The sequence below is a fragment of the Streptomyces sp. NRRL B-1140 genome (assembly GCF_001280065.1).
Taxonomy (GTDB): Bacteria; Actinomycetota; Actinomycetes; order Streptomycetales; family Streptomycetaceae; genus Streptomyces.
In genome coordinates, this window is sequence record NZ_LGEA01000125.1 from 240,687 (window position 1) to 260,981 (window position 20,295).

The 20,295-nt window shown below is 71.9% G+C and carries 11 protein-coding genes; 6 read left to right on the forward strand and 5 right to left on the reverse strand.

Features of this window, described 5'->3' with window-relative positions:
* The first annotated feature begins 29 nt into the window (after positions 1-29).
* The 3 genes from ADK65_RS31115 (at position 30) to ADK65_RS31125 (ending at position 4,527) form a co-directional block, all read left to right on the forward strand.
* Entirely contained in the window at positions 30-1,136 is a 1,107-nt protein-coding gene (locus ADK65_RS31115) for an NAD(P)/FAD-dependent oxidoreductase (protein WP_053674325.1), read from the forward strand.
* A gap of 131 nt (positions 1,137-1,267) precedes the next feature.
* Entirely contained in the window at positions 1,268-2,671 is a 1,404-nt protein-coding gene (locus tag ADK65_RS31120) for a cytochrome P450 (protein ID WP_053674326.1), read from the forward strand.
* 374 nt (positions 2,672-3,045) lie between these two features.
* Entirely contained in the window at positions 3,046-4,527 is a 1,482-nt protein-coding gene (locus ADK65_RS31125) for an MFS transporter (protein WP_053674327.1), read from the forward strand.
* Positions 4,528-4,553: 26 nt separating this feature from the next.
* Here ADK65_RS31125 and ADK65_RS31130 read toward each other — a convergent pair whose 3' ends face one another.
* Positions 4,554-5,645, reverse strand: a complete 1,092-nt coding sequence (locus ADK65_RS31130) for an SGNH/GDSL hydrolase family protein (protein ID WP_234353008.1) — start codon at positions 5,643-5,645, stop codon at positions 4,554-4,556.
* 244 nt (positions 5,646-5,889) lie between these two features.
* On the opposite strand from ADK65_RS31130, the gene ADK65_RS31135 reads away from it, so the two are divergent.
* Positions 5,890-9,318 carry an NACHT domain-containing protein gene (locus ADK65_RS31135; protein ID WP_234353009.1) on the forward strand — a complete coding sequence of 1,143 codons (3,429 nt, stop codon included), beginning with the start codon at positions 5,890-5,892 and terminating at the stop codon, positions 9,316-9,318.
* Between the two features lie 67 nt (positions 9,319-9,385).
* Here the strand turns inward: ADK65_RS31135 and ADK65_RS31140 are convergent, their stop codons facing one another.
* The 4 genes from ADK65_RS31140 to ADK65_RS39850 all read right to left on the reverse strand — a co-directional run bounded on the left by ADK65_RS31140 (position 9,386) and on the right by ADK65_RS39850 (position 16,328).
* Entirely contained in the window at positions 9,386-12,298 is a 2,913-nt protein-coding gene (locus ADK65_RS31140) for an ATP-binding protein (RefSeq protein ID WP_053674328.1), read from the reverse strand.
* Between the two features lie 193 nt (positions 12,299-12,491).
* A complete protein-coding gene (locus ADK65_RS31145; RefSeq protein WP_053674329.1) occupies positions 12,492-13,496 on the reverse strand; it encodes a (-)-alpha-amorphene synthase in 1,005 nt (334 codons plus the stop codon).
* Positions 13,480-14,955: a cytochrome P450 gene (locus ADK65_RS31150; RefSeq protein ID WP_078956231.1), complete on the reverse strand. Its 1,476-nt coding sequence runs from the start codon at positions 14,953-14,955 to the stop codon at positions 13,480-13,482. Before ADK65_RS31150 ends, ADK65_RS31145 begins: the two co-directional genes overlap by 17 nt.
* 410 nt (positions 14,956-15,365) lie before the next feature.
* Positions 15,366-16,328 carry a helix-turn-helix domain-containing protein gene (locus ADK65_RS39850; RefSeq protein ID WP_053674330.1) on the reverse strand — a complete coding sequence of 321 codons (963 nt, stop codon included), beginning with the start codon at positions 16,326-16,328 and terminating at the stop codon, positions 15,366-15,368.
* Between the two features lie 234 nt (positions 16,329-16,562).
* Between ADK65_RS39850 and ADK65_RS31160 the strand changes: the two genes are divergently transcribed.
* Both ADK65_RS31160 and ADK65_RS31165 read left to right on the forward strand, forming a co-directional pair.
* A complete protein-coding gene (locus tag ADK65_RS31160; protein WP_053674331.1) occupies positions 16,563-19,265 on the forward strand; it encodes a phosphatidylinositol-specific phospholipase C domain-containing protein in 2,703 nt (900 codons plus the stop codon).
* A gap of 88 nt (positions 19,266-19,353) precedes the next feature.
* On the forward strand, positions 19,354-20,289 hold the full coding sequence (locus ADK65_RS31165; protein WP_053674332.1) for a phosphotransferase family protein: 936 nt from the start codon (positions 19,354-19,356) through the stop codon (positions 20,287-20,289).
* Positions 20,290-20,295 lie beyond the last annotated feature (6 nt).

Sequence of the window (20,295 nt, forward strand, 5' to 3'; positions counted from 1 at the left end):
CTCCCCCCACCTCGCACAGGAGACTCGGTGTGTACGACGGCGACGTAGTGGTGATCGGCGGCGGCTACGCCGGTGTCCGGCTGGCCCGGCGGCTCGACGGTACGGCCCGGGTGACGCTGGTGGACCGCAAGGAGGTCTTCTTCCACCGCGTCGCCTCCCTGCGCGCCGGGGTGCACCCCGCGTGGACGCACACGCCCTTCATCCCCTACGACCGGCTGCTGCGTCACGGACGCCTGGTCACCGGCAAGGCCGTCGGCATCGACACCGCCGAGCGGCAGGTCGTCCTCGCCACCGGCGAGCGGCTGCCGTACGACGTGGTCGTGATCGCCACCGGCGCCGACTACCCCGAGCCGGCCCGCTTCACCGGCACCACCGCCGAGGAAGCGGCCACGTCGTTCGCCGAGCACCAGCGCGACGTGGCCACGGCCGAGCACGTCCTGGTCGTCGGCGGCGGCCCGGGCGGCGTCGAACTCAGCGCCGAGATCCGCCTCGCCCGCCCGGACGCCCGGGTCACCCTCGCCCACTCCGGGTCCGCGCTGCTCGACTCCGCGGGCAACGCCCGCCCGGGGCGCAAGGCCCTCGCCTGGCTGGAGTCCCACGACGTCGAGGTGCTGCTCGACTCCTTCATGTCGCCCGGCACCGACTTCGGCACCTACCGCGACGCCCGCGGCACGGTCGTCGAGGCCGACCTGTCCTTCTGGGCGACCGGCACCACCCCCAACACGCTCTGGCTGCGCCTGGCCGGACACGGTGACTGGCTCAACGCGGCCGGCCGCGTGAAGGTGGACCGGACGCTCCGGGTGGAGGGCAGGCTGGACGTGTTCGCCGTCGGCGACGTGAACGACGTCAGCGAACTCAAGGTCACACCGGCCGCCCTCGCCCAGGCCGACACAACCGCCCACAACATCCGTACGTACCTGCAGAGTCCGGGCAGGCACCGCAAGGACCCGCGCCTCTACCGCCCGATCCGGCGCACCCCGCTCATCGTGCCCTTCGGGTCCGCCGACGGGCTGACCGTGCTGCCCGTGCCGGGCGGCGAATCCGCTGTCCTCGGCAGCCGTACCACCACCCTGGCCAAGGCCAAGAGCCTCATGACGCCCTACATGCGCCGTCAACTCGGGTACACGGCCGCCTGACCCGTACCGGGCCGCCCCCGCCATCCACCCCCGGTCGTTACCCGCGAGTTCGGCCTGGGGTAGGGTCCCCACCGTTTCGGCTACCGGCTGATGGTGTGCCGGTACAGGGCGTGTCGGAGGGTGGCAAGAGGATGGAATCCCAGCGGGATGACGGCGGATCCGTGGACCTGCGGGACGCAGGGCTGGAGACGCTCGCTCCCGAACCGCTGCTGACCAGGGACTACGAGACGCGTCCCGCGCTCGTGTACGAACGGCTGCGGCAGCAGCACGGCCCGGTCGCGCCGGTGGATCTGCTGGGAGTGCCGGCCTGGCTGGTCCTCGGCTACCGTGAATCGCTCCAGGTGCTCCAGGACGACGACGGCTGGCCCAAGGGCCTGGAGAACTGGCGGGCCCGCACCGAGGGGCGGGTGCCGGCCGACTGGCCGCTCGGACCCTCCCTGGAGGTCAATCACATCCTGATCCAGGGTGGGCCCGGCTACCGGCCGCTGCGCACCGCGTGGGACGTCGCCCTCAAGCCCTTCCAGGACCCCCGCCACCCCCAGGCAAAACGCCTGAAGGCCGCCGTCACCGCCTACGCCGACGAACTGATCACACTCGTCGGGCAGGGCGGCAGGACGGGTGTGGCGGACCTGTCCGCGCAGTTCTCACGGCCGCTGCCGCTGATGGTCGCCAGCCATCTGCTGGGCTTCCCCGGCTCGCAGGGCGACGACGCGCTGATGGACATGTGGCGGGTGCTCGACGCGGGCCAGGACGCCGAGGCCGCGCTGGAGCGCCTGTTGGCGACACTGGCCGAACTGGCCGCGCTGAAGCTGCAGAAGCCGGGCGACGACTTCCCCTCGTACCTGCTGGCCGCCCACCCGGACCTTTCGCTCGACCAGCTCGCCCGCGAGCTGTTCATGCTGCTCGGCATGACGTCCGACCACGTCGGCATCCTCATCTCCAACACCGTCGTGGAGGTCATCTCGGGTGAGGGCAGCGTGCGCGCCAGCCTGTCCGCCGGGATGGTCAGGGAGAGCATGAACCGGGTCGTGATGCGCAAGCCGCCCCTGGTCAACTTCGTCCCGCGCTTCGCGGCCCGCGACACCCCCCTCGGCAACTACACGATCCGGGCCGGCGACCCCGTGTGGGTCTCCCCGGGCGCCGCCCACGCCGACCCGCTCTTCGCCGATCACGTCGCCTCGGGCACCACCATCAGCACCCGGGCCCACCTGTCCTGGGGAGCCGGACCACGACAGTGTCCGGCGCGGGAGCTCGCCTCGGCGGTCGCGGCGGCCGGGGTGGGGCGCCTGTTCGAGCGGTTCGACCACCTCGACCTCGCCCTGCCCGCCGACCAACTGCCGTGGCGCTCCTCGCCGTTCATGCGCGGTCTGCGCTCCCTGCCCGTGCATTACGAACTCGCCTCCGCGCCGCCCCCGAGGCCGTGGACGGACGACCCCGCGCCCGGGGTGGCCGAGCAGGTCCTGCCGGACCCGTCCGCCCGGCAGCGCTCCTCGCTGTGGCGGTATCTGACGGGCCTCATCCGCGGCGGCCGCTGAACCGCGGGGACCGAGCCGAACGCCCGGGCCGCACCGGCGTTCCCCACGCGCCCGGGACAGGGCGCGAGGGGAGATCGCCGCGCGGCCGCGCCCGCCCTGCGGCGACGGTCCGCACCCACCCGCCGGCGATCACCCCGCGTCGGCCGGCCGCAGCACCTCCACCTCGCGCGGCGGACCGGCTCCCGCGTCCGGCGCGGACCCGGGGGTTGACGCACCGCCGCCCCCGCATCAGCCGCTGCCGGGCCCACGGTGATCGAGTGGTGGGGTGCGGAGGCCGGGCGTACCGTCGAACGGTGGACACCGCAGGCAGCAGCCCGCAGCCGGCTTCACCACAGGCGACCACCACCAGGGAATCCGGTGGTGGCGGCAACACGATGGCACTTCTCGTCATCGCCTCGTGCCAGTTGATGGTGGTCCTCGACATCACCATCGTGAACATCGCGCTGCCGCACATCCAGAGTGCGCTGGACTTCTCCACCACCAGCCTGTCCTGGGTGGTCAACGCCTACACCCTCACCTTCGGCGGTCTGCTGCTGCTCGGCGGCCGGGCCGGCGACATCCTCGGCCGGCGGCGCGTCTTCATCTTCGGCGTGCTGCTCTTCGCGCTCGCCTCCCTGCTCGGCGGATTCGCCCAGAACTCCGGCCAACTCCTCGGCGCACGCGCCCTGCAGGGCGTGGGCGGCGCCATCGCCTCCCCGACCTCCCTCGCCCTGATCAGCACCACCTTCCGCGAGGGGCCGGAACGCAACCGCGCCTTCGGGGTGTTCGCCGCGGTCTCGGCCGGCGGCGGCGCGATAGGCCTGCTCGCCGGAGGCATGCTGGTGGAGTGGCTGAACTGGCGATGGGTGCTGTTCGTCAACGTGCCCATCGGCCTGCTCATCGTGCTCGCCACACCGCGCTTCATCAGGGAGTCCGAACGCCACCCCGGGCGCTTCGACATCGCCGGCGCACTCACCTCCACCGCGGGCATGGTGCTGCTCGTCTACGGCTTCATCAGAGCGGCACAGGAAGGCTGGCGGGACGCCCTGACCCTCACCTCGTTCGCCGGGGCGGTCGTCGTCCTTGCGGTCTTCGTCATGATCGAGCGGCGTTCGAAACAACCCATCACGCCGCTGCACATGTTCGCCGACCGCAACCGTGCGGGCACCTACGGCATCATGCTGTGCCTGGCCGCCGCCATCTTCGGCATGTTCTTCTTCCTCACCCTCTTCGTGCAGGACGTGCTCGGGTTCAGCCCACTCGCGGCCGGACTGGCCTTCCTGCCGGTCAGTGCGGTCATCGCCGTCGGAGCCGGACTGGCCTCACGGTTCCTGCCCGTCTACGGCCCCAAGCCGTTCATGGTGGTGGGCGCGATCCTGGCGGCGGCCGGCCTGGCCTGGCTGACCCTGACCGACGTTCACTCCACCTACGCGGGCAGCGTTCTCGGCCCGATGCTCGTCTTCAGCCTGGGCATGGGCATGGAGTTCGTGTCGCTGACCCTCATGGCGCTGTCCAATGTGCCCACGCCGGAGACCGGTGCGGCCTCCGGACTCCTCAACGCCACCCAGCAGGTCGGCGGCTCCCTCGGCCTGTCCATCCTCGTCACGATGTTCGGCACCGCCAGCACCAACGAGGCGAAGCAGCAGGTCCCGGACTTCCTCCAGCAGGCGACCCCGGCCGAGCGCATCCGCTTCCAACGCACCGGGGAACTGCCCAAACCCTGGTCCGACGAGGTCCTCACCGCCGGGGTCTCGGCCGCCTTCATCATGGCCGCGATCTTCACCGCCGTCGCCGCCGTGATCGCCCTGGTCGTCATCCAGGTCCGCCCCTCCGACCTGGAACGCCTCAAGGGAGGAGCGGGCCCCGGCCCGATGTGAGGCCCGTCCCCGCCGCTCGAGTCCCGCTACGAACCGATCCGCGCCGCGATGACCGGCGCCAGCCGGTCGGCGATGACCCGGTGTCCCCGGTCGTTGGGGTGCACCGCGTCCGTCAGGTCCCCCGACCCCAGCCAGCCGGTCGTGTCGACGAAGGAGACCCGGGCGTCTCCACCCGCGACGGCGGCCTTCACCGCGGCCTCGGTCTGCGGGACGAACCGCCCCCGGAAGGTCTCCAGAGCGAAGATCCACGCCTGCGGATACGCGGCCCGCACCTTGCGCAGCAGGCTGCTGTACCCCGACTGGAACTGTGCCGCGCTCACCCCGTGCCCGACATCGTTGGTGCCGAGGTTGATGATGACCGCGTCGGCCCGGTAGCGGGAGAAGTTCCAGTCGGGGGTTGCCGCGTTCGGGTCGAGCTTGGTGAACTGCCGCTCCAGCCCGACGCATCCGTCCGCCGAGGCGACCAGACACGCCCCGCCCTGCGCGATCTGCGTGTGCTCCGCGTCCAGCCGCTCCCCGATCAGCCAGCCGTACGCGGTACGGGCGTTCTGCGAACTCGTCGTGCCCACGGTGATCGAGTCGCCGACGAACTCGATCGTCCTGGACCGGGCCGGCGGTGCGAACGTCGTCGCGGAGCCGTCCAGGACCAGCCCCTGGAAGACCGCGTCGCCCCTGTACGACCCGGCCACCACCTGGTAGTTGACCTGGAGCGTGTGGTTGCCGGGGGACAAGGCCGTCGGGGTCAGGTCCACCGTCCCCTTGACGTCGTCGTAGAACCGCACGGGACCGTTGTCGATCCGCGCCCACAGGTCGATCGTGTTGCGCTGTTTCAGCTTGACCGTCCGGCCGGTGAAGCCGACCCGGTAGTAGGCGCCCGCCCAGTAGGGGGTGTAGGCGGTGGCCGAGCTGGTGGTGTCCCAGCGGCCGACGAACTTGATGTTCGGGTCGCCCGGCTGCCCGGGGGCGGCGGCCTTCACCGCGGTGCCGGAGGAGCCGGTCCGCACAGCGGCGGCCTGCGCGGGTGAACCGTCGGCCCAGGCGAGCGGGCACGCCAGGAGCATGGCCGCGAGGAGGGTCGGCAGGGCACGTCTCGGGACGGTGTGGGGGGAGGTCTGCACGGGGTTTCCCTTCACGTGTGGGTGGTCTGGGAGCGCTCCCATAGGCAGCCGTTCGAGGGAAGCAGTGAAACGGTTCAGCGTCAAGGGCCGTGGCGCTGAGGGGATCCGAGGGGCGGGCACCCCTGCCCCCGCTCGCGCGGCACTGGCGCCATACGCCCGGGTGGCGGGTGCCCGCGGCGCTTCCGTCGGGTGAATCCGAGGCCGCCGGTGCCCGGATCGCCGCTCGCGGCGGAATCCTCACAGGGTGAGCGACGGAGGAGGACCGCCCCGGCGGCCCAGGCGAGTGCTGCGTGACGGGCTCGGTGTCCGCGGCGCCCTGCACCGGCGCCGTCTGATGCGGCAGGGATACGACAAAACCAGGACCTGGCGGGTCCGCAAGAACGGCACGTACGTGGCACTGCTGGTGCTGACGTTCACCGGGGCGCTGCTCTTGCTGTTCCTGGCCGTCACGGCCCTCATCAGCCTGCCGCAGGAAAGCAGCTTCGACTCGCCCGTCCGGTGGGTCGGCAAGCAGTGCCGCGGTGACGACAGTTTCAGCTGCGCTGTCCTGCAGTCGCTCTTCATGCCGTTCCTCACCCTCGCCCTGGCCACCGTCACGTATCTGTTCTTCCGCTTCAGACACGTGCGCTGGGCTTACGTGCGCAAGGCCTTGGAGGACCCCCACGAACTCGTGGAGACCGCGGGCGGGATCTTCGGCCGGGTCGTGGGTCGCGACCAGCTCTGCTCCGTCCTCATGGAGGACCTGCGCGACCGCCGCTTCCGCCGTACCCACGTCGTCGTCGGCGGTATCGGCACCGGCAAGACGGCGCTGGTGGTGCTGCTGACCCAGCGGCTCGCCGAACGCGGGGCGGTGCCGGTGCCGCTGCGGCTGCGCGCCGCCGATCAGAACCTTGACTTCCGCGAGCTGGCCTTCGAGCGCTTCTGCCGAGAGGTGCAGGGTCACATCCGGTCCTCCGCGGAAGCGGAGAAGGTGTGGCGGAGGCTGAGTCAGCAGGGGCGGATCGTGGTGCTCGCGGACGGCCTGGACGAGGCGCTCACCGCCGCGGACCTGACGGAGGAGCGCGACACCATCATCCGCCTGGCCATCCGCCGGGCCAACGAGGAGGGGCTGCCCCTGATCATCACCTCCCGGCCGCACGACTCACTGCGCGGCATGGAGGCATCCCTCACCGAGCTGGAGCCGCTGAGCGAGGAGGCCGCCCTGACCTACATCTCCTCCGGAGGCGCCGGGGAGGACCGCCAGCGGCTGGACTGGATCGTCGAGCGGGCCGGCATCGCGGAGGCCCCGACCTATCTGGAGATCGCGGCCGAACTGCACGAGCAGGGCCTGCTGGAGCGGGCCCTCAGCGTCCCCACCGAGGAAGAGGCCGTGGAGACCAGGGGCGGCGACCGGGCGTCCTTGCGGTTCCATCTGTTCGAGACCTGGCTCAGCGCCCTCATCAGCGGCCGCTTCCGGCCGCACCTGCCGCTCTCCCCGGAGGAGCGCCGCTCGACCGTCCACTACCTGTCCGCGCTCGCGTGCGTGGGCCTCGCCCTCGACACCTCCGAGGTGCGGTTCGCCGACGTCGTCGACGAGCAGGACCCCGCCGCCTCCCGCTTCCCCGAGATCGTCCGCGAACTGGCCCGCAGGGTCGGCGACAGCGGGATCGACCTCAGGCTCGCCGCCCACTGGGGCGCCCGGATGGAGCTGGTCGAGCTCGGCGGGGACCGCGTCCGCTTCCAGCACAGCGTCATCCAGGCCCAGTTGGGCGCCCGTTTTCTGAACGCGGTCATCCACCCCGACGTCCCGGACGAACCACGCGAGGGGTCGTTCTTCCCGGCGGCCCTGCGGAGTCCGGGCCGGGAGCTGCTGATCGCCATGGTGCTGCACTCCCGGCTTCCGGACGGCGCGTGCGTCCACGACGAGCCGGGCGCGGTGGGCCCGGACGGGACCTGCTGGTGTCCGGTGAGCGCCGCCCGCGACCTCCTGATGGAGGCCGCCTGCCAGGCGCAGTCGGTCCGCACCTGCGGACCGGGCGACGACGACAAACAGGAGGCGCGCCCGCTCTTCGGCCGCACCCTGCACAGCAAGGCCCTGGAGCTCTACGCGGCGGCCCTCGAGATCGACAGCGTCGACGCCGAGCCGGAGCAGCACCTGATCGCCATGCGGCTGTGCACCTCCTGGCCCGAACTGCGGGCCCGCGACCCGCACACGCTCCGAACCGCCAAGGCCCTGCTCGTGACCCGGTTCGGCGAGGCCATGCGCGGTGTCGCCCAGCGCCAGACCCTCCGGCCCGCCTACCTGGAACTGTTCGAGATCGCGCGCCTGGAGCCCTCGTACGCCGTCCGTCTCGCCATCGCGCAGGAGATCGGCGCCGGTGGCGACCTCGCCTTCGAGGCGCTCCAGCCCAGGCTGCGCGGACCGCAGGTGGTCGAGAGCGGGCGGGTGGAGCGGGAGTCCGACTGGGCGGAGGAGATGTGGGGCGGCCAGCAGCCCGAGGTCGTCGGCGAATGCGAGAGCCGGCGTCGCAGGCAGGGCGAGGGCCAGGTCGCCCGTATGAAGCGGGAACTGAAGGAGCGTGAGCAGCAGCGGCGTCAGGAACGCCGGCGGGAGCGCGAGGACCGCGAGGCCGAGGAACGGCAGTGGCGGGACAACACCCTGTGCGCCTGGCTGGTCCCGCTGCTCGTCGGCTCGGTCACCACCCACCGGCACCAGGACACGCCGTACGCCTTCCTGGAGAGCTGGGTGCGCCGCGTCGGCATCCCCGAGGACAGCCCGGACGCGCGTGCCCGACTCGACCTCAACGTGGAAGTGGCGCTGGCCCAGGGCTTCAAGTACGCGGCGAACCGGCGGCACCGTCATCCGCACGCTCGGTCCGAAGCCCGCGAGTACCTCAGTGAGCAGGCCCTGGACATGCTCAGACGCACCCGTTTCTGGTTCACCCGCCTGACACTGCTGCACGCGCTGACCCTCTGGGACCTGCCCGACGGCGCCACGGTCTCCCGCCCCTCGGGCGGCCACGGTTCCGACCCCGCCCAGCAGGTCCGTCAATGGCTGGCCCGGCCGGACGGCGAACCCGAACACCCCTTCGTGACGGCGGCCGGGAAGCTGTGCGTGTGGGCGCTCGAGACCCGGCAGCCCGAACGGTTCCTGTGGATCGACGAGTCGGGCGTCGCCGCGCACGTCGGCTCCCAGACGTCCCGGGGCGAGGCGCGCAAGCACAACCTCTGGATCCCGCCCTCCACCGGCTGGAGCGCCCTCCACCCGAGTGCCCAGCAGCTCCTCGCCGACGTGCTGCTGCTGCTCAACCTGGCCGAACGCGGCGACTGGCCCACCGACCGCATCCGCCGACTGCAGCACACCGCCCGCCCCGACCTGCCGCCCTGCCTCACCCTGGACCGCAGTCCGCTCGACCCCGGCCGTACCACCGTTCGCACGGCCTCCTCCCAGGCGGGCTCCAACTGCCGCGACGACTGCGCCTTCGAACTGTGCCCGTACCCGCCCAAGGGCCTCGACGGCCAGCGTGTCGAACTCGGCGAGGCCTTCTGCCGCGCCCAGGCCACCCTCCTGTCCCACTCCCGCTCCGGACTGCACCCCAAGGCTTCCTGGCAACGCCGGACGCACATCGCGGAGCTGCGGGCGTTCTGGGAGTCGATGGGGCATCGGGCGCAGCACAACTCCCGGCCGCGGTGAGCGGGCGCCCCACGGTCGCGTAGGCCCGTCCGTGATGCCCCGGGGGCCCACCCGTGGCGGGCATCCGTCACGGTCGCGGCCGGGGGAACGACTCCAGCGCCGCGGCAAGGCCCGCCGCGTCCGTGCCGATCTTGCGGTAGACGGACGAGAGCAGCTGCCGCACGCCTTCCTCGGTGAGGTGCAGTTCCTTGGCCACGACCGCCGAGCCTCGACCCCTCACCGCCATCTCGGCGGCCTTGCGCTCCTGCGCGGTGAGGGTGTCCGACTGCGGGTAGCGCAGGGGCAGCGGTCGCAGTCCGGCTGCGGACAGTTCCGTCCTGGCCCGGGCGGCGAGGCCCTCGGCACCGCAGTGCACCGCGCCCTCCAGGCCTTGGTAGAGACGGTCGGCGGCCTGGTGCAGACGGCCGTCGCGGGCCAGCGCGGCGCCGTGGCCCACCAGGGCACGGGCCAGTTCGTACGCCGCGGGCGACTGCTGCAGGTGGTCGACGGCCTGCGCGTGCAGGTCGAGCCCCGCCTCACCGCCCGTCACCTCCGCCTGCGTGTGGAGCGCCTGGCCGATCGCGGATGCCGCACCGAAGTCCCGGGCCCGCTTCACCGCGTCCCTGGCGTGGTGCACCGCCCGGTCGGGAGCACTGCGCGACAGGGCCGAGGCCAGCCCCAGCTGCCAGGGGCACCACGCGGGGTTGCGCCATTCCCGGCCCTCCAGCCATTCCCCGACATCGGTCAGCAGGGCGGCCGCTTCCTCGGTCCGGCCCTCCGCCAGGAGCAGCTCGGCGTAGACGGTGCGCGGGTCGGGGTAGATGACGGCGTTGGGGATGACGTCGCCGTAGCGGTACGTGTCGGCGAGCCGGCGTGCCGCCACGACGCGGCCGCGGGCCAGGAGCGTCTGGATCAGGATGCCGACGGCGAACCACTGGGCGGGCACCGCGCCTTCCACCCGGTCGGCGATGCGCAGGCCCTCCCGCACGAGGTTCTCGGCTTCGGCCAGACAGCCGCGGCGGTAGCGGATGTACCCGGAGAGCGTCTGGCCCAGGGCCAGGTGGGAGCCGCGCCAGCCCTTCGACTCGCACTCGGCCATGCCCTTCGCGAACAGTTCCTCGGCACGTCGCGGCTGGTCGCAGTACATGAACACCAGCGCGACCGAGACGGGCACCTCGAAGCCGTGGTTCTCATGGGTCCAGCTCAGTCCGCCGCGCAGGGCCTTCTCGGCGTACGCGAGGGCCTTTTGGCGGGGCTCGCCGCACATCATCGCGTCCCAGGCGCGGGACCCGAGGATGTAGCGCTCCTCCGGACCACGCCCGGGCAGGCGCTCGGCGAGCCGGGCCAGCTTCCGCGAACGGCCGGACGAGTCCGGCTCGTCGGTACGGAACGCGCTCCACACGAAGTGGTCGGCCTGCATCCGCAGCCGGATCCGGGGATGCGCGGCGGCCCGGCGCGCCTCGTCCGCGGCCACCGTCGCGGCCTCCGCCATCCGGTCGGTGTGGGCCAGCGCCTGGGTCAGCCGGTACACCATCGAGGCACGCAGCTCGGGGTCGATGCCCGGCTCCGCGAGCGCCTGACGCAGATGCGTGACGGTCGCCGTCGGCTCGATGAGGAAGGTCGCGCAGGCGAGTTCGTGCAGCAGCGCGGCGCGCTCCTGCGGCATCGGTGGCTCCTGCAGGGCCCGGTCCAGCAGTCGCCGGGCCGCCTCCGGGGCGCCGGAGTGCAGCGCCTCCCGGGCGGCCTCCCGCAGACAGGCCACGGCCTCGGCGCTGCCCTCGCAGGGAACTTCCAGCAGATGGCGGGCCGCGGCGGCGGGGCCGAGCCCGGCCGCCCGGATGGCCTCCGCGGCCGAGTTGTGCAGCCCCTCCCGCAGGCTCGGCCCGATGGACCGGTAGATCGTGGTGGCGATCAGCGGGTGGAGGAACTCCAGATTCCCTCCGGGCACGTCGCCGTCGGCCAGCACACGGGCGCCGCGCAGCTTCTCCGTGGCCTCGGCCGCCGCGGTGCTGCCGATCGCGGCGATACGGGCGGCCAGTTCCGGTTGGATGGCCTGCCCGAGGACGGCCGCGGCGTAGGCGAAGCGGACGGTGCTCGGACCGAACCCCTGGAGCCGCTCGATCAGTCCCGGTCCCTTCACCGCGGCGGCCAGGTCGCGCATGGCGGGCAGATCCTCGCCGGTGCCCCTCAGATTGCGCTCGCCGAGCCTGATGGAGAGTTCCACCGCCTCGAACGGGCTTCCCCCGGTGACCTCCCAGCATTCCTCGCAGAACGCGTCCTCAGCGTCCTCACCGACCTCGCCACGGACGATCCGGGCCACGGCTGTGGCACTGAGCGGAGCCAGGGTGAAGGGACGGGTCCCCAGGTCGCCGGACGGGGAGCCGAAGGCCGCTGCCTCGAGCGGCAGTTCGTCGGGCCGGAAGGCGACCACGATCAGCATCGACAGGTCCAGGGCCCGTGGCGCGAACGAGGCCAGCCAGGTCAGCGACTCCACGTCGGCCCAGTGCAGATCGTCCAGGAGCAGCACGACCGGCGCCTTCGTCACCGCCAGGCGCGTCATCACCCAGTCGAGACCGTCCCTGACCCCGGTCGGGTCCGGGGCATGGCCGTTCGGCGTGGCGACCAGACCGAGAGCGGCGGCGACGATGTCGTACCAGCCGCCCAGGAAGGTACGGAGCTCTTCCGCGTCCATCGACGCCAGCGCGGGCTGGACGACCTGCCGCACCAGGTGGAACGCCAGTTCCTGCTCCTTCTCACCGCCTCGGCCCGACAGCACCGTGAACCCCAGATCCCGGGCCCGGGCGCGGGCCTCGGTCAACAGGGCGGTCTTGCCCATCCCGGCCGGACCGGTGAACGCGAGGAGTCCACCGCGCGGTGCCTGAGGCACGCCCTCGACGGTGTCCCGCAGGCCCCGCAAGCCCGTATCCAGTGCGCGGAGCTCCTTGCGGCGCTCGAGCAACGGCCGGGGCTCGGACGTGGGTTGCCGCAGCTCGTTCGCCATGTGCCGTACCGCTTCCTGTCGTCGGCCATCGGGAGGCAGCGCGAGCGTACGCCTCCCGACGGACACCGTTTTGGAATCCGGAACGAGCACGACGAAGAAGGGTGAACGACCTGCTACGACCGCGTGAAGTGCGGGCCGGGCGGGTATCTTGCCCCGAATGCGCACCCGCCCACCGCCTTGACGACGCGCCCTCTCATCGCAGGACCGGAGCCGCCGCGTCCGCGTACCGCGGCACGGTGCGGGACCAGTAGTAACAGCCACGGATCCAGCCGGCCATGCCGTTCACGTAGCCGACGCCCGAAGGGCTCAACTCGGCTTCGATCCCGGCGTAGAGGCCCTCGAACTCGCGGATCGTGCGGTTGATCTGCTGGATGGCCAGGGTGACGGCCACCGGCAGGGAGCACCGGTGGGCCCGCTGGTAGGCGAGCGCCACGTTGATCATTTCGCCGGACCGCTGCTCCTTGACCGCGGAGAAGAGGTCGGGGATCCACACCGCGGCATCGGCCGACAGCCGGCTCAGCTGCCGCATGACCGGGTGGTGAAGTTCCGCGGAGGTGAGCTCGCACGGCTGCGCGGCCTCGCACAGCGGGTGGAAGGGCTCGACGCCGGCCGTGAGGGACCGTATCGACGTACACAGCCCGGAGTGCAGGGGCGAGGGATGGGTCTGAGCCACCGACTCGTACAGCAGCCCGTGCACGTACTCGCGGCTCTTCCAAGCCCAGCGGGCCGCCTGTGCGGGGGTGCAGCGAGCGCGGACCTGCCGGTGGAGGTCGGACAGGGCCGCGCCCAGCACAGTGCTGGGCGGTGTGCCGTCCCGCAGGATCGCGATGCTCTCGCCCAGCATGGGGAGCAACCGGCCGGGCCGGTGCCGGCCGACCTCCTCGGCCCGGTCGTCGAAGACGAACTGGTAGGCGATCTGGCGGGCGACGAGTCGCAGGAGGCCGGGATCCGCGTCCGGGCTGTTGTAGGAGGCGAGTTCGGCCGGGCGCGTGCGGGAGATCATGGCCTGGACGCCGGGTTCGTCGCTCAGCCCCGTCGCGCGCAGCCACTCGTCGACACCCGCCCTGGCGGCCGCCTCGTGCGGACTGCGCCGGAACGGGAAGGGCATGTAGAGGTGAGCGTCGATCAGCTCCACCAAGGTGGACGCGGGAAGCACGTCCCGCGCGACGGCCGCCCTTTCCTCATGCGTGGTGGACACCGTTGTCACCGTCCCTCCGGGCCTTCTCCGTCCCGTACGCCGCTCGCTCGGCGCCGGGCGTGAGGGCGAGGCCGTGCGGCGCGGTGCCGCCCGATGCGTGCGCCCGTGATGTGCAGATCATCGTCAGGGACCTCGGTCCCAGCGTCGCCCCGGGGCGCGGTGGCGGGACGCGCCCGGCCGGATGCCGTAGCCGCCAGCGGCCGGCGACCGTCGCCAGGGCCACCGTCATCTCGGCCATGGAGAACAGGTCGCCGATGCACTTGCGGTTGCCCGCCGCGAACGGGATCAGCGCCCCGTGCGGGCGGGCGGCGGCCGCGCCCTCCAGCCAGCGCTCGGGCCGGAACGCCTCGGGCTCGGGGAACGAGGCGGGATCGTGGTGCAGGAGATAGGGGCTGTACAGGATCGTGGTTCCCCGCGGCAGCCGGCGTCCGGCGAACTCCGTCTCCCGTGTGGTGACCCGCGTGAAGAGCCAGCCGGGCGGGGAGTGGCGCAGGGTCTCGGTGAGGACGGCCCGGGTGTAGACCAGACGCGGCAGATCGTCGGCGTCCGGTAACCGTCCGGCCAGGACGGTGTCGACCTCGGCGTGAAGCCGCCGCTCCGCCTCCGGGTGCCGGGCCAGGAGGCTGAAGGCGGAGGCCAGACACATGGAAGGGCTCTCGGAGCCGGTGAGCAGGAGGGACACCAGCTGGTCGTGGACCTCCCGTTCGGTGATCGAGGGCCCGCCGTCCGCGTCCGCTGCGGCGTTCAGCAGGAGTCCCAGCAGGTCGTCGCGGGGGGTGCCCCGGCGGCGTTCGTCGATGGCCGTGCCGATGAGTTCGCGCACCCGCTCCACGGCCCGCCGGTAACGGCGGTTGGCGGGTGTGGGGAGACGGAAGAGGGCGTCGACCGGTATCACCGTGCGCACGAACAGGCCCCGGACGATGGCGGCGAGGCAGTGCCGCACCTCGTCGGTCGCGGCGGGATCCAGCGAGTCGGACAGCAGCAGCCTGCTGATCAGCCGGGTCGTCAGACCCAGGGTTGCGGCACTGACATCGACCCGCTGCCCACTGCGCCAGTCCCGGCACAGCGACGCGGCCTCCTCGGCCATGACGCCGGTCCGCGCGGCGACACCGACGGGACGGAAGGCGGGCTGCAGCAACCGGCGCTGACGTCGGTGCGCGGCGTGCGGGCAGGTGACGACGCCGTCACCCATCAGTGCCCGAAGCCGGTCGTACTGTGGTCCGCCCTTGTCGAACGTGCGGGTGTCCCGGAGCATGCGGTGGACCAGTTCCGGATGACACACCATCCACGCCCGCCGGGGGCCGAGACGTATCTCGACCAGATCGCCGTGCGCGGGAAGAGAATTCAGAAAATCCAGCGGCCGGCGGAACAAGGCGATACCGTGGCCGATGGATGGGAATATGCCTGGAGCAGTACCAACCGTCCATGCCTGCTCCGATTCGGGAACGCAGCCGTTCATGGAATTCCACCTGCTTCAGTCGACCCGGGAAAGTTGATGTTTCACCGATGCGGCGCCTGCCCCATGTCCTGCCCAGTCCGGTGGGCGGCCGACTTGGTGAACCCTTTCTCCAGGGGGGCGCACGGGTGCACGGGGCAGCGCTGGGTGTATCACTTCTGAAGCACGTCATGCCCCGGGCGATGTTTTCCCGCAGTTGAGGCCTGTCGGCGAGCTCTCACATCTTTTCCGTGTACATGCATCCGGAGAAGAATGCCGTTTCAGGCGGACCCTCGACCTTCCACGAGCCGGCCCCGGTTCGCCGGCGCCCTGCGCGTGCCCCTCTCGTTGCCGGCGGCGGACACGGCGGCGGGGATGCCTCGTGCACCATCAGCACGTCGGTCCCGCCGCCCTTCGCGGCGGTGAGGACGGCGCTACTTGACCGCTCCGGTGCGGAACGGGTGACCGCCGTCGTCGATCCGTAGCGTGCCCGAGCGGGTGCCCTGGGTCCACCTCAGTTCCAGGTACCAGCGCACCTCGCTCTTCGACGTGCGCGCGGTGACGTCCAGGACCAGGGGGGTCTCGGCGGACGCCTCGTACGGGAAGCCGCGCCCCGGGCTCACGGCCCGGGGCTCGGGGGCGTCCAGGTCCACGGCGAACGGGTGCTGTGTGTCTGTGCCTCGGCAGTCCGCGTAGGTGACGTCGGCGGGCGGGGCTTCGGCGGACAGCACCCGGACGTCCATGGCGGTCATGGTCACGGGCCCCTCCGCCGTGCTTCGCACCTTCAGGCGGAACATCGTGGGACGGGTCCGAGTGCCGTCCGTCCGGGGGCAGTCGTCGTCGGACGGGACGACGGCCGCCGAAAGGGGGACGTTCCCTCCGGCCGCCCCGGCCTCCTCGTCGGGCACCGTGATGGCCGGGGCCGTCAGGTCCGGCACCGACTCGGCGCGGAACCGGTCGATGGCCAGCGCTCCGGAGGTGCTGAGGGCGACCACGGCGGCCCCCAGCAGAACGTACCGCGAGACGAGTTGGCGGGCACGCGGCGTCGGCTCCGCGACAGCCGGCGGGCTCTGGACGACCGGTACCGGCGCGGGCACCGGCACCTCCGCACCCTCCGACGGGCTCGCCCCCCTCCCTCGCCGCGCCTCGTCCGCCACCGCCCATCGCCGGTGCAGCTCCAGCAGCTCCTCGGGGTCCGCCCGGCAGATCCGGCCGAAGCGTTCGACCGGGGCGAACTCGGCCGGTACCGAGTCACCGGTGCAATAGCGGTGCAACGTCGAGGTACTCAGGTGCAGCCGGCCCGCGAGAGCGCCGTAGCTGAGCCCCGCGCGCTCCTTCAACGAGCGCAGCATCTCGCCCAGCCCGGCCGCCGTATCGGCGTCCCTCGCCGCCCTCACCCCGCCCACACTCCCACCCCGTGTCCCCTGTGGCCGCATCCCGCCTGGTCAGGGGGTGCGGAACGTCCCAGCGTCCCGGGACGGCCGTCCGGGCTGGCCCGGGACGGCCGTCCCGGGCAGGCTGCGATCACCAACCGGCGAGCCCGACAAGACGATCATCACACATCTCGCCGGACGACTCGCGTGCGCACGCGCGGCCCTCCTGCCGTCCGACCGATCCGCCCCAGGATGGAAATGATCACCGTCATACGCCAGACCAGCTCGTCCCGAAGATTCCTGATGCGCCGGCCGGCGATGGTGGCGAGAAGCACCGTGCTCGGTGTGCTCCTCGCCCTGCTGCTGTCCGTCTCCGGCGTCTTCCTCTCCGCCACCCCCGCCCGGGCGAACGACTACTACAGCAGCATCACCGAAGCCTCCGCGGCCAACGTCGACTGGATGTCACGCGTCCCGGACGGGACCAGTCTCGCCTGGCTCTCGGTGCCCGGCACCCATGACAGCCTCGCGCTCTGCGGGGACACACCGGACCCGGACACGGGCCAGTGCTCGGGCATCGTCACCAGCATCACCCAGACCCAGGAGAACCACGGCTTCAGCGCGAAGACCCTGACCACCCAGTTCGACGCCGGCATCCGGGCGCTCGACATCCGGGTCCGGGTCGACAAGGGGGACGAGGGGCTGAAGTTCACCGTCCACCACGGCGCCACCTACCAGTACGCCAACTTCACCGACGTACTGAAGGCCACCCGCGACTTCCTGAGCGACCACCCCGGCGAAACCGTCCTGATGAACCTGAAGGCGGAGTGCACCGGCTCCACCTTCTCCTGCAAGGACGCCGACGGATTCGGGACCGACGAGTGGCGCAAGAAGATCTTCGACTCCTACCTGAACGGCCGCTCGTACACCGGGGACGGTGACGAGAGCACCCCGTCGACCGCCTGGGGCAACCTGTTCTGGGGCCCCTCGGTCACCGGCAAGAGCCAGTCGAGCCGCGTCCCGACACTCGGCGAGGTACGCGGCAAGGTCGTACTCCTCGGCTACCGGAACACCGGCGGCGGCATCTTCGGCGGCTACGGGCTCGAGCAGCCCTACCCGTCCGGCGGCTCCAACGAGGAGTACGTGCAGGACGACTTCGAGCTGTCCACCATCAGCGACATCGACGACAAGTGGGAGAAGGTCCGCGCGCACCTGCGCCGGACCAACGGCACCTGGGACGGCAGCCGCCCCGGTGAGAAGGACCACGAGTACGAGCAGGACGCGCTGTATCTGAACTACACCAGCGGCTCCGGGGCCGGCGTCCACCCCTACACCGCGGCGGGCGGCACACCGACGGCGACCGGTGTGAACAACTTCCTCATCCAGTGTCTGCGCGCCGAGAAGGACCGGTGCCCGGAGTTCTACGCCGGACGCGACGACCGGTTCGGCGGGCGGCCTGACCTGGACCGCATGGGCGTCATGATGATGGACTTCCCCGGCGGCAAGCTCATCGACGAGATCATCGCCCGCAACTCCGTGACGCACACCGCCATCCGCGACGTCATGGTGGTCGGCGATTCCATCAGCCACGGGTACGAGGGCGACCACACCTGGCGCTACCGGCTGTGGGACTGGGCCAGGAGCAAGAAGTGGCCGGTCACCTTCGTCGGACCGTACCGGGGCACCGTGCAGCAGGCCGACGCGCAGCCGCCGCGGCCGCCGGTGCCGGGCGAGAGCGGCGGCGGCGAGCCCACGGAGCCCCTTCCGGGCGACCCGCGCGTGCAGGGCGAGTACGCCGGGGACGTGCATGCCGGGTTCTCCGCCGGCGGCTCGGCTCACTACGCCCTCTGGGGCCGTTCACTGACCCGGACCGTGCCGACCATCAAGCCGGTGATGCAGGAGATGAAGGCCAAGGGACGCACGCCCGACCTGCTCCTGGTCGAGCTGGGCTTCAACGACATCGGCTGGTACGGGGCGGGTGCCGATCTGGTCGGCACCATGAAGAAGTTCGTGGACAACGCGCGGGCGGTCAACCCGGACGTGCGGATCGTCCTGGCCAACGTCCCCCAGCGGACCACCCTGGGTGACGCGAACCCGGGCCTCCCTCAGCGCATCAGCGACTACAACGCGGCCCTCGCCAAGGCGGCCCCCGGCTGGAGCACCAGCGCCTCGCCGGTGGAGCTGGCCGACCTGAACAAGGCGATGGGCTGCGACCCGAAGGCCACTGACTGCGCCACCACCTACGACGGGCTGCACCCCAACGCCCTCGGCGAGTACCGCATCGCCCAGGCGTTCGGCACCGTGCTGCACAAGGAGTTCGGCATCGGTACCGCCGCGCCCGACGCACCGGGCAGCGCACCCGGCCGGTCGCTCGCCACGCCGTCCGGCATGAAGTTCGACGGCACCCAGCAGGGTGTCACCGCCACCTGGGACAAGGTCTTCGGCGCGCACACCTACGACGTTCAGTGGCGTGACGTCACTACGGACACGAACGCGGACTGGCAGGACGTGGTGCCCGGTGTGAGCGCTCCGCGCTACGACATGTCCTGGCAGTTCACCGACCAGCCCTACGACGGCCACACCTACGAGGTGCGGGTCCGCGCGGTCGCCGGTGACGGCGCGGCCAACCGTTCCTCGTGGTCCTCGGCGGTCCGGGGCAAGGCGGCGCCGACGACGGCGGGGCGGCCGCCGGGGTTGACCGCGACGGCCGGCGCGGGCTCGATCGACGTGCGTTGGTCGGCGCCTACCGGCTCGCACAGCGGCTCGATCGTCCGGTACGCGGTGTGGGTGTACGACAAGAGCACCCCGAAGAACCACTCCCGGATCATCGGTTACCCGGCCTCCGCCCGCTCCGCCAGGATCACGGGGGTCACGGCGGGTCACGAGTACGTGATCCTGGTCTGCGCCTGGAACGCGTCGGGTGAGGGGAAGCCGAGCATGAGCGACACGGTGGTCCCGGGCTAGAACCGCAACCGAACGGCGTGTTGAGCCGCCGGACCGGTGGAACAAGCCGCCGAATCGGCGTGGCGACCCGATGGGGGGCACTGGTTGAATGCCGGGCGTGACCGACACCGACATGCACCGGTCCGACCGCTGGGTCCGGTACTTCGCCGGGCGCGGGTATCCCCGTGCCCGGCGGCTCGCCGCCGGAATGGAGGGGACCGTCTACCGGCTCCGTGACGGGACCGTGGCCAAGGTCTGGAATGGGCGCCCCCCGGAGGACTTCGGCCTCACCCGACGGCTCTACGCCGATGTCGCCGCGCATGCCCTGCCCTTCGGAACTCCGGAGATCCTCGATGTCGAGGAGCACGACGGAGTGCTCGTCAGCTACGAACGCGAGCTGGGAGGGCGCCCGTTGCGCTCGGACCAGGACGGCGGCGAGCCGCCCGCCCGTGACCTGCCCCGCAGCGAGACCGACGCCCTGCTCACCGTCCTGCGCGCCCTGGCCTCCGTCCCGGGCAGCGAGGCCATGCGGCGCCTGGTGGTCCAGGGGGACGACCGGCCGCTGTGGCAGGGCCACTCCCGCTTCCCCGACGCGCTCGCCGCCCTTGTGGAACGGGCCGTCGGCCGGAACGGGGACGCCCTCGCCGCGCACGTGCCCGCACTCGCGGACGTCGTGTCCCGCACGGCCGCCGCGCTGCGGGTGCTGCCCGACCGGGCCGACAGCGTCATCCATGGCGACCTGGTGCCGTCCAACATCCACATGGACGAGGCCGGACGCCCGGTCGCCGTCCTCGACTTCGGCTTCTGCACCACCGCCGGCGACCCCGCCTTCGAGGCCGCCGTCACGGCCGCCGTCTGGGACATGTACGGACCCGACGCCGCTCACCACACCGCCGAGCTGACCCGTCTCTTCGCCCGGGAACTGGGCCATGCCGAAGAGGAGCTGATCCTGTACCGGAAGGCCTACGCGCTGATCACGTACGACCTCTTCGGCGGGGGGCCGCACGACGGGCACTTCCGCTGGTGTGCCGCCCAGCTGCGGTGAGGCCGG

Bases quoted from the DNA above. Each gene is read 5' to 3' on its own strand.
- ADK65_RS31120 (WP_053674326.1), top strand. From the start codon at position 1,268: ATGGAATCCCAGCGGGATGACGGCGGATCCGTGGACCTGCGGGACGCA.
- ADK65_RS31125 (WP_053674327.1), top strand. From the start codon at position 3,046: ATGGCACTTCTCGTCATCGCCTCGTGCCAGTTGATGGTGGTCCTCGAC.
- ADK65_RS31140 (WP_053674328.1), bottom strand. From the start codon at position 12,298: ATGGCGAACGAGCTGCGGCAACCCACGTCCGAGCCCCGGCCGTTGCTC.
- ADK65_RS31150 (WP_078956231.1), bottom strand. From the start codon at position 14,955: ATGAACGGCTGCGTTCCCGAATCGGAGCAGGCATGGACGGTTGGTACT.
- ADK65_RS31160 (WP_053674331.1), top strand. From the start codon at position 16,563: ATGATCACCGTCATACGCCAGACCAGCTCGTCCCGAAGATTCCTGATG.
- ADK65_RS31165 (WP_053674332.1), top strand. From the start codon at position 19,354: ATGCCGGGCGTGACCGACACCGACATGCACCGGTCCGACCGCTGGGTC.